General features: G+C 63.2%; 16 protein-coding genes. 10 read left to right on the top strand and 6 right to left on the bottom strand.

The features are described from left to right. Position 1 precedes the first annotated feature (1 nt). The 5 genes from BLS26_RS13375 (at position 2) to BLS26_RS13355 (ending at position 4,400) form a co-directional block, all read left to right on the top strand. On the top strand, positions 2-301 hold the full coding sequence (locus BLS26_RS13375) for a putative quinol monooxygenase (RefSeq protein WP_092511740.1): 300 nt from the start codon (positions 2-4) through the stop codon (positions 299-301). 77 nt (positions 302-378) lie between these two features. After that, a complete protein-coding gene (locus BLS26_RS13370) occupies positions 379-1,023 on the top strand; it encodes an urease accessory protein UreE (protein WP_092511738.1) in 645 nt (214 codons plus the stop codon). Beyond that, on the top strand, positions 1,004-1,741 hold the full coding sequence (locus BLS26_RS13365; RefSeq protein WP_172804791.1) for an urease accessory protein UreF: 738 nt from the start codon (positions 1,004-1,006) through the stop codon (positions 1,739-1,741). The genes BLS26_RS13370 and BLS26_RS13365 overlap by 20 nt, the downstream gene beginning before the upstream one ends. Positions 1,742-1,765: 24 nt before the next feature. Further along, on the top strand, positions 1,766-2,404 hold the full coding sequence (gene ureG / locus BLS26_RS13360; RefSeq protein WP_092511736.1) for an urease accessory protein UreG: 639 nt from the start codon (positions 1,766-1,768) through the stop codon (positions 2,402-2,404). A gap of 337 nt (positions 2,405-2,741) precedes the next feature. Next, on the top strand, positions 2,742-4,400 hold the full coding sequence (locus tag BLS26_RS13355; RefSeq protein WP_092511735.1) for an HWE histidine kinase domain-containing protein: 1,659 nt from the start codon (positions 2,742-2,744) through the stop codon (positions 4,398-4,400). Positions 4,401-4,596: 196 nt separating this feature from the next. Here the strand turns inward: BLS26_RS13355 and BLS26_RS13350 are convergent, their stop codons facing one another. Together BLS26_RS13350 and BLS26_RS13345 are read right to left on the bottom strand one after the other, a co-directional pair. Continuing rightward, positions 4,597-5,145, bottom strand: coding sequence for a sigma-70 family RNA polymerase sigma factor (locus BLS26_RS13350; protein ID WP_092511733.1), 549 nt, complete (start codon positions 5,143-5,145; stop codon positions 4,597-4,599). Beyond that, positions 5,145-5,330, bottom strand: coding sequence for a NepR family anti-sigma factor (locus BLS26_RS13345; RefSeq protein ID WP_027538294.1), 186 nt, complete (start codon positions 5,328-5,330; stop codon positions 5,145-5,147). Before BLS26_RS13345 ends, BLS26_RS13350 begins: the two co-directional genes overlap by 1 nt. A gap of 286 nt (positions 5,331-5,616) precedes the next feature. Between BLS26_RS13345 and BLS26_RS13340 the strand changes: the two genes are divergently transcribed. From BLS26_RS13340 to BLS26_RS36750, 3 genes are all read left to right on the top strand, one after another. After that, a complete protein-coding gene (locus BLS26_RS13340; protein WP_092511731.1) occupies positions 5,617-6,414 on the top strand; it encodes a response regulator in 798 nt (265 codons plus the stop codon). Between the two features lie 211 nt (positions 6,415-6,625). Beyond that, positions 6,626-6,805: a hypothetical protein gene (locus tag BLS26_RS13335; protein ID WP_092511729.1), complete on the top strand. Its 180-nt coding sequence runs from the start codon at positions 6,626-6,628 to the stop codon at positions 6,803-6,805. A 160-nt stretch (positions 6,806-6,965) separates the two neighbouring features. Continuing rightward, positions 6,966-7,442 carry a hypothetical protein gene (locus BLS26_RS36750; RefSeq protein WP_244541935.1) on the top strand — a complete coding sequence of 159 codons (477 nt, stop codon included), beginning with the start codon at positions 6,966-6,968 and terminating at the stop codon, positions 7,440-7,442. An 85-nt stretch (positions 7,443-7,527) separates the two neighbouring features. Here BLS26_RS36750 and BLS26_RS13325 read toward each other — a convergent pair whose 3' ends face one another. Continuing rightward, positions 7,528-8,196: a TetR/AcrR family transcriptional regulator gene (locus BLS26_RS13325; protein ID WP_092511727.1), complete on the bottom strand. Its 669-nt coding sequence runs from the start codon at positions 8,194-8,196 to the stop codon at positions 7,528-7,530. A gap of 50 nt (positions 8,197-8,246) precedes the next feature. Between BLS26_RS13325 and BLS26_RS13320 the strand changes: the two genes are divergently transcribed. Together BLS26_RS13320 and BLS26_RS13315 are read left to right on the top strand one after the other, a co-directional pair. Continuing rightward, the gene (locus BLS26_RS13320) at positions 8,247-8,891 is read left to right on the top strand and encodes a DUF2306 domain-containing protein (protein WP_092511725.1); all 645 of its coding nucleotides are present in this window, start codon (positions 8,247-8,249) and stop codon (positions 8,889-8,891) included. A 231-nt stretch (positions 8,892-9,122) separates the two neighbouring features. Next, positions 9,123-9,512 carry a hypothetical protein gene (locus tag BLS26_RS13315; protein WP_092511723.1) on the top strand — a complete coding sequence of 130 codons (390 nt, stop codon included), beginning with the start codon at positions 9,123-9,125 and terminating at the stop codon, positions 9,510-9,512. A gap of 489 nt (positions 9,513-10,001) precedes the next feature. On the opposite strand, the gene BLS26_RS13310 is transcribed toward BLS26_RS13315, so the two are convergent. The 3 genes from BLS26_RS13310 to BLS26_RS13300 all read right to left on the bottom strand — a co-directional run bounded on the left by BLS26_RS13310 (position 10,002) and on the right by BLS26_RS13300 (position 12,189). Continuing rightward, positions 10,002-10,445 carry a hypothetical protein gene (locus tag BLS26_RS13310; RefSeq protein ID WP_092511721.1) on the bottom strand — a complete coding sequence of 148 codons (444 nt, stop codon included), beginning with the start codon at positions 10,443-10,445 and terminating at the stop codon, positions 10,002-10,004. A 119-nt stretch (positions 10,446-10,564) separates the two neighbouring features. Beyond that, positions 10,565-10,930 carry a YqjD family protein gene (locus BLS26_RS13305; RefSeq protein WP_092518018.1) on the bottom strand — a complete coding sequence of 122 codons (366 nt, stop codon included), beginning with the start codon at positions 10,928-10,930 and terminating at the stop codon, positions 10,565-10,567. A 128-nt stretch (positions 10,931-11,058) separates the two neighbouring features. Next, a complete protein-coding gene (locus BLS26_RS13300; protein WP_244541987.1) occupies positions 11,059-12,189 on the bottom strand; it encodes an AI-2E family transporter in 1,131 nt (376 codons plus the stop codon). Between the last annotated feature and the right edge of the window lie 130 nt (positions 12,190-12,319).

Here is a 12,319-nt window from a genome sequence, read left to right as displayed (position 1 = left end):
CATGATCTACGTCATCGCCACCACGCCGATGAAGCCGGAAAACAAGGACGACTTCATCAAGGGCCACAAGGCCTGCACCGCCGAAACCCGCAAGGAGAAGGGCTGTCTCTCGTACGACGGCCATGTCAGCGTCAACGACCCCAACCTCTATGTGGTGGTGGAGCGCTGGGAGAGCCGCGACGACCTCAATGCGCATGGCAAGGCGCCGCACATGAAGGTGTGGCGGGAGTATTCGTCGCAGATGAAGACGGCGCCGACGGTGATCGAGATCATCAGCGACGGCAAGGTCGAAAAGTTCTGACATAGCGTTTTCAAGCGAAGTGGGAACCGGTTCGCGTGAAGAAAACGCGTCAAGAGAAAGAGCCTGAGCAGGTACACATGATCCGCGCCACCAAAGTTCAGGGCCAGCATCGCTGGACGCACGCCGCGGCCGACACCGTCGTCCTCGATTTCGACGACCGGCACCGGCGGCGGATGGCGATGACGGGCACGCGTGGGCTGGAATTCCTGCTCGACCTCGAAAACGCCATAGCACTGCGCGGCGGCGACGCCCTGGTGCTGGAAGACGGCCGCCTGATCGAGGTGGTCGCCGCGCCCGAGCCGCTGGTCGAAATCCGCGGCGCCGACCCGCTCCATCTGGTGCGGGTCGCCTGGCACCTCGGCAACCGCCATCTGCCGACCCAGATCATGCCGAAGGGCCTGCGTATCCGGCGCGATCACGTCATCGAGGCGATGGTGACCGGGCTCGGCGCCCGCATCATCGAGATCGAAGCGCCGTTCGATCCCGAAGGCGGCGCCTATGCCGCCGCTCATGCGCATGCCGAGGACCACGTGCACGATCATGGCGGACACGATCATTCGTCGCACGATCACGCCGCGCATGGTCACAGCCATCATGATCACGATCACCATGAGCACGGTCATCATGATGACCACGGTCACAGCAGTGACCACCATCACCATGACGAGCATTGCGGCCACGATCACCACCACGGCCACTCCCATGCTCATGACCACAAGTGAGCCCGCGCCCGCCGACCAACACGGCGGGATGACGGAAGGCGAAGGTGCGGCGCTGTACCGGCTGATGACCTGGCTGTCGCCGGCGTTTCCGGTCGGCGCCTTCTCTTATTCCAGTGGTATCGAATGGGCGGTCGAGGCCGGCGACATCACCGATGCCGCCTCGTTGCGTGGCTGGCTGGCCGCGATGCTGGCGGAAGGCTCCGGGTTCTGCGACGGCGTGTTTTTGGCGCAGGCGCATCGGGCGGTTTCGCGGCACGACGACGCGGCGTTGCGCGAAACCGCCGAACTCGCCGCCGCCTTCGTGCCCTCGCGCGAGCGCCAGCTCGAGACCACGACGCAGGGGCGTGCCTTCATCGAGATCGCGCGGTCGGCCTGGAGCTGCGAGGGGCTCGACGAAATCATTGCCGCCTGCGACGGGCCGATCGTTTATCCCGTCGCTGTCGGGCTCGTCAGTGCCGCGCATGCGATTCCGCTGGCGCCGGCGATGCACGCGTTCCTGCATGCGCTGGTGTCGAACTGGATTTCCGCAGGCTCCCGGCTGGTCCCGCTCGGCCAGACCGACAGCCAGCGCGTGCTCGCCGCGCTCGAGCCGGTGGTGGTCGCGACCGCCAGGCGCGCGCTGGAATCGTCGCTGGACGACCTCGCCAGCGCCACCTTCCGCGCCGATCTCGCCAGCCTGCGCCATGAGACCCAGTACACAAGGCTGTTTCGGTCGTGAACGCTAACTCGGAGAACATCCCAGATGTCTAATTCTCATGGCCCGCTGCGGATCGGCATCGGTGGCCCGGTCGGCTCCGGCAAGACCGCGCTGATGGACCTGCTCTGCAAGTCGATGCGCGAGCGCTACGACATCGCCGCGATCACCAACGACATCTACACCAAATGGGATGCCGAGTTTCTGGTGCGGTCGGGCTCGCTGACGCCGGATCGCATCGCCGGCGTCGAGACCGGCGGCTGTCCGCACACCGCGATCCGTGAGGACGCCTCGATGAACCTCGCCGCCGTCGCCGACATGCGCGCCAAATTTCCCAACCTCGATCTGGTGCTGATCGAATCCGGCGGCGACAATCTGGCCGCGACCTTCTCGCCCGAACTCGCCGACCTCACGATCTACGTCATCGACGTCGCCGCCGGCGACAAGATTCCGTCCAAGGGCGGTCCAGGCATTACCCGCTCCGACCTCTTGGTGATCAACAAGATCGATCTCGCGCCGCATGTCGGCGCATCGATGGAGAAGATGGACACCGATGCAAAACGGATGCGCGGTGAGCGGCCGTTTGTGATGACCAATCTGAAGAAGAGCGAGGGGCTCGATCGGATCATCGGCTTCATCGAAACCAAGGGTGGGCTCCGTCCGGCCACGAAGGCCAAGGCAAGCTAGAGGCAAGCTAGAGGCGAGCTGAGGGTCGGCTGAGTCCGGCTGGCGACTCACAGCCCAGCAGCGCGCGTTAACCTTTTGGGCGCGCTGCGACCTTTTAACTATATCTCAAATCCGCGGGAACCAAATCAGCCCGACGCGATTAGCAACCTCTGGCCCCGCCAAACAGCGTTAACGGCGGCCGGTGTTGTTGCCCGCTGCCAACCCTCTCTCTGTTGCGTGCCGATGATCACTCCTTCATATTCCGCCGCGGCCGGCCTGCATTGCCGCGCGTTGCTGCCACGGCAGTCCGAAGCGTTGTTTTTTCGTTTTCGCCCACTTTTCATTCCTGAGTAAGCGAGTGGTCCGGCTGGGATTCATCATCGGCTTTATCGCGTTGATCGGGGTGTTGCTCTCCGGTCTCGCCGCCTATCGCGTTCACGATCAGGAACTGCAGATCGAGGGGATCGCGCTGGCGCGGGCGATCGACGTCCATGCCAGCCTGGTGCAGGACCGCCTGACCGAACGCGAACTGCTCGCGCGTGTTGCATCCGGGCTGTTCCGCGCGCCGTCGGTGGTGAAGGCCAACATGCTGCAGCCGCTGCGGGCCTCGATCTATGCCTTCAAGACCGATTTCGTGGTGGCGTCCTGGATCGCGCGGCTCAGGCCGAGCGAACTGGGTCAGGCCGAATCGGAGCTCAAGAGCGCCGGCTTTGCCAACCCCACCATTCGCGATTTCGACGACCAGCCGCTCGACATCAAGGCCATCGACAGACCGATCAATGTGCTGATGGACCTCGAACCGCGCAACCCGGAAACATCAGGCCTTCCCGGCCGTGCGCTGGACCGCCACTCGGTCGTCGGCCCGATGCTGGCGCAGGCGGCGGCAGCCGGCAAGCCTGTAGCGTCGGACCCGATCCCGCTGTTGCGGCTGAACGGGCCGGTCGGGCTGGTGCTGGCGGCGCCGGTGTCGCAGGACGGCTCGACCGAGCTCGCCGGTTTCGTCACCTTTTCCTACGAGCTGGCGCCGTTGATGCTGGCCAATGACGACCGCTCGCTGTTTTCGGTGGTGCTGAAGGATCCGCGCGACGCCAACGACGAGTTCGTCGCCAACGATTCCGGCGTCGTCACCTCGCGCCCGGTGGCGCAGGACGGCCCGCCGCCGTCGATGGTGCGCACGGTGACGTTCGGCGGCCGCGACTGGTCGCTCGGTTATTACGCCAAGACCAACCTCGTGCAGCGCGCGCAGCAGACGGCTGTCATCGTTGCCGCCATCGGCCTGGCGCTGACCGGCATCATCTGCGGCCTGTTCGGCTACGTCGCCTACAACAATCTGCGGCTCAGCCGCGAGATCCAGGTCAGGATCGGCTTCGAGCGCCGGCTGACGGCCGTGATCGACGAGCTCAACCACCGGGTCAAGAACATCCTGGCCGTGATCCAGTCGATCGTGACACGCACGTTGCGCCATGGCTCCGACATCGATGTCGCGCGCGAGCTTTTGATCGGGCGCATTCACGCGATGTCCAATGTCGTCACCCTGCTCAGCGAGAGCCAGTGGCAGGGCGTCAAGCTCAAGGGCCTGTTCGAATCGCGCGCGATCCCGCACGCCGAGCGCATCGTGGTGAACGGCCCGGATATCGCCGTCAGCGCGCGCGCCGCGCAATCGCTGTCGCTGCTGTTCTTCGAACTGGCGTCGCATTCCGACGAGGGCCTGTCGCTGGTCGGCAAGCACCCGCATATCGTGGTGACCTGGGAAGTCACCGGTGAAGAGCCGGAGACGATTTTTCATTTCCGCTGGGAAGAGTTCAACACCAGTGCCGCGACGCGGCGGGAAGACTCGGATTTCGGCCTGATCCTGCTCGATCGCGTGGCGCCGGAAGCGCTCGGCGGCACCGCGAAACGCTACTTCACCGATGTCAGCTACGTCTACGAACTCACCGCGCCGATGGTGACCGTCGTCGACATGAGCGAACGCGACCGCACCGACCAGATTTCCGCGCCGGTGCGGCCGGTGAGGTAGCGCGCGCTGAAGCTCCTCATTGAAGCCGCTCCCTGTTCCAGCCCGTCATTGCGAGCGAAGCGAAGCAATCCAGTCTTTCTTTGCGCGGCCAAGATGGATTGCTTCGTCGCTGCGCTCCTCGCAATGACGATCAAAGGTTGAAAACAAAAAAGGCGGCCCAACCGGGCCGCCTTTTCGTGTCACTTCGATGACGTCATCAGCCGCCGTTGCCGCCGATCACGGCGCGTACGGTGTTGTCGGGGCCAAAATCCTCGGCGCCGTCGACATAGAGTAGGGCGCTCAGCTTCGAGCGCGCGCGGTTGACGCGACTCTTGATGGTGCCGACCGCGCAGCCGCAGATCGCCGCCGCGTCCTCATAGGAGAAGCCGGAGGCGCCGACCAGGATCAGCGCCTCGCGCTGGTCCTGCGGCAGTTTTTCGAGCGCGACGCGAAACTCCTCGAATTCCAGATGGGCGTTTTGCGCCGGCTGGGTCTTCAGGGTTTTGGCGTAATTGCCCTCGGCATCCTCTACCTCGCGCCGCCGCTTGCGATAGTCGGAGCGGAACAGGTTGCGCAGGATCGTGAACAGCCATGCCGGCAGGTTGGAGCCGGGCTGAAACGAGTCGATATTGGCGATGGCGCGCAGCAACGTTTCCTGCACCAGGTCGTCGGCACGGTCGCCGTTACCGGAGAGCGAGATCGCGAACGCGCGCAGGCTGGGGACCGACGCCAAAATGTCGTCGCGCAGTGAGTTGGTGAGAGGCATTACTCACCTCCGTCTTTTTTTGCGATTTCGGCGGCTGCTTCGGGCCCATCGAGCTTCCGGATGAGGTCGGCAAAGCGGTCTGGCACACCTTGCCGCACCACGTCGTCGTACATGGCCCTGAGCTGGTGCCCGATCCTGGACTGAATTTCGGAATTCAGTCCGCCCTGCTTCTTTACTTCTTTCATGATCTGATCCACGCTCCCCCGGAATTTAAGCCCCTGTTTTTCAAGGTCTTTTCCTCGAAATGGGCCTTATTGATGGGTACTGGCTGCCGCACTGTAGGTTGAAAGCTAATGCGATCGGTCCAACAAAGTTCCGAATAACGGGAACTTTTTCCGGGAACTTTTTCGTTGTTCAGGCGTAGTTGGGGTGACAGGGGAACCGGGTTACCCCGTTTCAGATACGCCGGACCTGAACTTCCGTTTCAGGCTTCGTTGACCCGAGGTACGACTAGACAAGGATGGAGTGGGGATGTCCCGATCACAGCTCGTTGCTGAACATTTGCCGCTGTTGCGGCGCTATGCCCGCGCGTTGACCGGCAACCAGGCGTCCGGCGACGCCTATGTCGGGGCCATGCTGGAGGCCCTGCTGCAGGATCCTTCGCTGCTGGACGAGCGGCACGGCGCCCGCGTTGGCCTGTTCCGGCTGTTCACGCAGATCTGGAATTCGGTCTCGATCAACGACAGGTCGGAAATCCCGTCCGCGTCGCCATCGGAGCGCCGGCTCTCCAACATCACCCCGCTGCCGCGGCAGGCCTTTCTGTTGCTGTCGCTGGAGGGATTTTCCGAGGAGGAAGTCGCCTTCATCCTCGACAAGGAGATCGCCGAGACCCGCAAGCTCGCCGATACCGCCGGCCGCGAGATGGCAGCCGAAATCGCCACCGACGTTCTGATCATCGAGGACGAGACCTTCATCGCCATGGACCTCGAGAGCCTGGTGAAGAATCTCGGCCACAACGTCATCGGCGTCGCCCGCACCCATACCGATGCGGTGGCACTGGCCAAGAACCGCAAGCCCGGCCTGATCCTGGCCGACATCCAGCTTGCCGACGGCTCGTCCGGTCTCGACGCGGTCAACGAACTGCTCAAGACCTTCGAAGTGCCTGTCGTGTTCATCACCGCCTATCCCGAACGCTTCCTCACCGGCGAGCGTCCGGAGCCGGCGTTCCTGATCTCAAAACCGTTCCAGCCCGCGATGGTCTCGGCGGTGGCGAGCCAGGCGCTGTTCTTCCAGCGCAACTCGAAGAACCGCGCGCCGAAGGTGGCGTAGAGGCCGGACATAAACGCTTGCGATTGAAAACGGCGCGCTTGATGGCGCGCCGTTTTTCCGTGGCGCCGGCTGATCCCTCGACCGATTGCCCATGACTTGCCATAATTTGGGTCGGGATTGTCTTGCACAGAAGCCTATAGAGGCATCACGTAGCGGCGGATCGGCACATCGTGCCGGCGCTGCACAGCCGGTATCGGCAGGGGGAAAAGACATGCTCAATGATCGCGAGAAAATCCTGACGGCGCTACGCGAGAAACCGCTCAAGATCTATGAAGTCATGAAGCGTGCGAACCTGCCGAACCAGGAAGCCTGCCAGTCCCTGCTGCTGAAAATGCGCGACGAAGGCGCGATCAAGTTCGATATTCACAAGGGCCAATGGCACATCGGATAATGCCAGGGGCACATCGGATGATGCCACCTCTGATGAAGCCGCGGCACATCGGATGATCCGGGCACCCCGGTGTGTCGCCCGGGCCGGTGCCGATTAACGCCGCCTTTACCATGTTGCGATAGTTTTTCGGCTCTGGTGTTCAGTAAAAGGCCGCACGCACATGGCGTACCGAAGCAATCAGCAGCTCCGCGAGGATATCTGGGATTATCGGGACCGATCTTCGAGCCGGGAAAGGGAGAACGTTCTCAGGTTCCCCCGGTCCGACGAAGAGGACTATGGCGAGACCGCGCTGGACCTGGTCAACCAGGCCGCCGAACTCTTCGACAGCATGGAAAACCACGCGCGCGAGCGAGAGGCCAACGCCCAGTCGTTGTGCAAGAGCCTGGCCGAAAAACTGGTTCTGGCGGAACGGCAGAAGGAAGCCGCCGAACGCGCGCAGCTCGAAACCATCACCGAACTCAATCGCCGGCTTCAGGAAGCGACCCGGGCATTGAAGCATGCCGAGAAGCGGATCTTGTCCGCCGAAGACTACGCCACCGCGGCGGAGTTTCGCGCGCAGGCCGCCGAAAATCAGCTGTTCAAGGCCAATCGCGAACTCGCCGCCGTCGAGGAAGCCATCCGCACGCGGCTGCTCTGAACGGCCCGAACGATTTGCCGGCGCGGTGATGTACTTGCCTCGACCGGCATGACGCCTGCGTCCCGCCGGCTAGACTGCGAAGACATCATCTCCTGGATGGCGATGGCAGATGTTTGAGCAGCAGCGGCAAGAGGGTCTCTAGGATCACGTCATTGCCGCCACCCCCGCGCGCAGGATTGCTGAGTTCGCCGCCAAAGGCGAGATGGCAGTACCCATGCACCATCGACCAGACGGCCATCAGCAAGCCCTTCCCGTCAGGGCTCAATTCCTGATCCGCTGAGGTGCCGGTGGCGGCGCGGACTGCGTCTTCGAGGATGCCAAAGGACCGCTGGGAGACGCGCACGAACTCGACATTGGTGTGGTCATGCTTATCGATGCGGAACATGAGCTGGAAACGCGCCGGATATTTGAGCGCGAACCGTACATAAGCCTCCCCCTGCTGGTAGAGCCGCCGCATGGGATCCTTGCCGCCCCGCTTATCGGCTGCTGCCAGTGCTTCTCCGAAGTCGCGAAAGCCGAGCAGAGCCACTTCGGTCAGCAGCCCCTTGGCGTCCTTGAAATGGTGCGATGGGGCGGCGGGCGAAACACCGACGCGGCGTGCCGCCTCGCGCAGCGTGAAGCCCTCGACGCCGCGCTCCACGATGATCTGCTCGGCCGCGGCGACGAGCTGACGGCGCAGGTCACCGTGATGATAGGTCTTCCTGGCCGGCTTCTTCGACTTGCGCCGGCCAGGTTCAATCTTGACACTGTTCAAATCGAGTCCTAGTTTAATTGAACACTGTTAAGATCATAGCGGGTAAACTCATGGCTGGGAAGTATGCGGCGCGGTCCGCCCGCGCAATCATGGCTGTTCTGGCCGCAGGCGTGGCTCTTTATTCGCTTCGCTACTCCGGCGTGATCGTTGACAGCTGGCTCGACGTCGACCCGAAAATCCGCGCCGTCATTACGCAGGTGCCGATCCAGGCGCTGATGCATATGCTGGTCGCGCCCGTGGCTCTTCTGCTCGGACCGTTGCAGTTCTTTCCGGGAATTCGCGCGAAATATCCGCAAGCGCATCGCTGGTCGGGCCGCGTCTATGTCGCAGCCTGCGTCGTTGCCGGGACTGGGGGGCTGGCCACTTCGCTCTATGCGTCCGGCGGCCCGGTCGCGGGATTTGGCTTCGGCATTCTGGCGGTGCTGTGGATCGGTACGACGCTTGGTGCCTGGCGCGCCGCGGTGCAGCGCCAATTCGCGCTCCATCGCCTGTTGATGCGCTTCAGCTACGCGATGACCTTCGGCGCGGTGACCTTGCGTCTGCAAATTCCGATCGGGCTCGCGCTGGGATTCCCGAGCTATTCGGCGATGTCGGTATGGCTCGCTTACACCTCCTGGATACCGAACCTGATCGTTGTGGCGCTCTATTCGATGACACAGGCATTGCGCCGTCCGGCGGCGCCTGCGACGGCCTGATTTGCGCAGAAAAAAGAAGGGCGCGAGCGGCATCACCACGCTCGCGCCCTACGTCGCCGGTCAATGGGGCAGGGGGAATAACCGGCTGCCGGGATTACGCGGAGCTCCAAAACTCGTTCCCGCAGGCCGCAAATTTTTTCGTACACGGTTAAGTGATTGCGGGTTCCCGAACCGGGTTGCTTCGAGCCGCGTTGTTGGTCCGATCGCCAATGGGGCGAGGGACAAACCGCCATGTCACAGATTTCCAGAGCCATTTTCGGCGCGCTCGCGATTTCGGTCGCGTGCGGTGCAGTGCAACTGGCGTTCGGCCATGACCTCACCGGCATGGGGCAAGCCGCCTCCGCGGCGCCCGAGACCGGCATCAACCGCGCCGCCAAGGCCGATCGCGATGCGGTCAAGCCGGCGCCGGCGCAGACCCAGACTTTTGCGCTGCGGATCAATGGCATGCCGGACACCTCGGTGCTGGTGCGCATGCCCGCCGTCAAGGAAGAAGCGCGCGACCGCCCGGTTCCCTCGATGATGAAATCCGGAGGCGGCAAAACGGCCATCGCCTGCGAGCCCGTGGTCAGCGTTTTGACCGAGGTCGCAAAGCTGCTGCAGCCCGGCCGTTGTGTGACCTGAGCTGGCGCGCGGCGCGCACCCGGTCTTCCCTGCGCCCTCTGATTTCGAGGGCAAGGTTTTCTTGCAAAACTTCGGGCGCGCATCGCGCCGCGAGAACGTAAACGCATATTCAACTGTCATCGCCCGGCTTGACCGGGCGACCCAGTATTCCAGAGGCAGAGTGATTGAACCGACGGGCCGCGGCGTACTGGATCCCCCCGCCTTCGCGGGGGACGACGAGTGTGGGAAGCCGCCGGTCCCTCCGCCGTCATTGCGAGCGCAGCGAAGCAATCCATCGTGCCGCACAAAGAAAGAATGGATTGCTTCGCTACGCTCGCAATGACGGGGAGAGATCGAGCGTCCCCCCGCAACTTCGTAGCCCTGATGAGCCAACGGGTCGGGCGAATGCCCGCCCGATGACAGACTCCGCGACATCCGGGGTCACTCCAGCATCGCCCCGGATATCGCTTCGCTCATCCGGGCTATAAGATCGGTATCGCAATAACGAAATTACTCCGCCGGCGCTTCGCTCGCGCTCGTTCCTGCCGTGCTGCGGCTCATCATCAAGCCCAGCGCCAGCCCGCCGACGGCGAGAATCGGGATCAGCTTCTTGACGCCGATGGCACGCACCACCTGGATGCCGGCGGCGACCAGCATCGGGTCGGCGAGCAGGGTTTGCGCGGTGGATTTGGCGGCCTGTTCGGCGCGAACCTTGATCTGGTTCTTGCGCACCATGTAGCTGATCGCCGCAATCATCGTGACCACGAAGAAGATCGCGGCCCCGGTGAAGCAGGCCTGCACCGGACCATATTTATCCAGGACGACGATGAACACCGCTGCGCACAGGAACGAGGTGCTGACGAACAGCGCCAGCATCGCGGCCGCCGCCAGCGAGGTCAGCCGAAGAGCGGTACCGGTCGAATCCTTGAAGTCGTCGATCATTCGCTGAAACATGGACCCGCCTCGATTTGAAAAGAGCGTCAACAAAAGCGACGGCGGCGCGCCAGCGGCGCCATCGTGTGATCAAGTCCGGTTTGCTGGCGCGCGTCATTGTCGTGCCTTTCGGCCTCAAGTTACCGGCGCCACGTCGCGCCGATCAGGAAGCCGAGGCCGATCGCAAGTCCCACCGTCGCCAGCGGGCGCTGCGTGATGACCTCCTCCAGCGTCTCCTCGATCGACGAGGCGGCGTCATGCGCCGCATCCATCATGGCGCTGCCGCGCTCCGACATGTCGTCCATGGTCGATTCCGCACTGGCGCGGGCCTGCTTGTAGCCGCGCCGCGCCTGCTTGGTGGCGGTGCCGGCAAAGCTGTTGAGCGCGTCGGTGATCTGGTCGGTCAGGGCTGCGATACCGTTTTTCACGGCGGTTACATCCTTTTCCAGACGTTCATAGTTGTCGGTCATGTTTTTCAATCCAATCTCGCCATCGGTGTGCGATATCGAAAGCTTGCGGTTTGCTGGGAGAAAAACGTCCCGTTGCGCGGGAAGTTCCAATCCGGAACCGAAGAGTTTATGTCTGACGCGTTTTCTTCATGCGAACCGGTCCCACTTCGCTTGAAAACGCTATGCTAATCCTGCGGCAACTGCGGCGAATTGACCGGCGTCAAATGGTCCTTGACGATCAACGCCACGATCAGAAGCGGCGACGACAGGAACGCGCCCATCGGACCCCACAGCCAGGTCCAGAACGCCAGCGCCAGGAAGACCGCCAGCGCATTCAGCGCCAGCCTGCGGCCGATGATCGTCGGCGTGACGAAATGGCCTTCGAGGAAGGTCAGCGCGGCAAAGGCCGCGGCTGCCAGCAAACCGCTACCGAGGGTCGGAAAGGTGACGAGGCCGACCACGACCAGGATCGCAAACGTTGCGATCGGGCCGATGATCGGAATGTAGTTCAGCGTTGCGGCCATCGCGCCCAGGCCGGCCGGATTGGGCATTCCCGTCGCCACGCAGATGATTCCGGTAAGGATGCCGACGCCGACATTGATCATCGTCACCATCAACAGGTAGTTGCCGAGATGCTCCTCGATTTCGTTGAGAATCCGAAGCGTGCGCAATCGCACCGGCCGGTCGTCGCTGAAATTCATGATCATGGCGCGGCGCAGCTCGCGCCAGCTGGCAATGAACAGGATCAGGGTCGGGATGAACAGCAGGAATTCGGTGAAGGTCGGCGACAGGAATTCCAGCGTCGGCTGCACCCATTCGAATTTGGGCATCTGGAACGTCGCCAGCGTATCGGACCCGCCGAGCATGATTTGCAGGTCCCGCCACAACGCCAGCGGCCGGTCGAACAGCTGCGCCTTTTCCTTCAGCCGCGCGCCAAGCTCGGGAAGGTGGTTGCTCCACTCCATCACCGGCGAGGCGATCAGCCCGAGCATGAAGGTGACGGTGGCGCCGACCGCGATCACGATCAGGACGGCGGCGACGGCACGCGGAATCCGCCAGCGCTCCATCAGGCTCGCGGCCGGCGACAGCATGGTGCCGATAATGAAGGCCATCGTGATCGGCAGAAAGAACGCCTTCGCCACATAGAGCACCGCAAGGACGCAGATCATCAGGAGCGCCACCAGCGCGAACGCGACCACCTCGGCGCGGCGGATCACCGGGGGCGTCTCGGCCTTGCTGTCGGGCAGGGGCGTGCCTTCCGGCGCGTTGGTGGACTGTCGATCCCTGGGTTGGGATTTTGGACGGTCGCTGGGCAACGGCTTGGCGGATACCGTCCTGGCGGGCACGGGCTTGCTGGGAGCGACACTCACAATAGTTCTCCCCGCGCGAGGCGGCATGACACGGCAGAAATAGAAATGGCGTCGCCCGCGACCTGAACCTGGGGCG

The sequence above is a fragment of the Afipia sp. GAS231 genome (assembly GCF_900103365.1).
Lineage (GTDB): Bacteria > Pseudomonadota > Alphaproteobacteria > Rhizobiales > Xanthobacteraceae > Bradyrhizobium.
The sequence above is the reverse complement of the archived record's forward strand: the minus strand, read 5'-3'. Positions and strand labels throughout refer to the sequence as shown.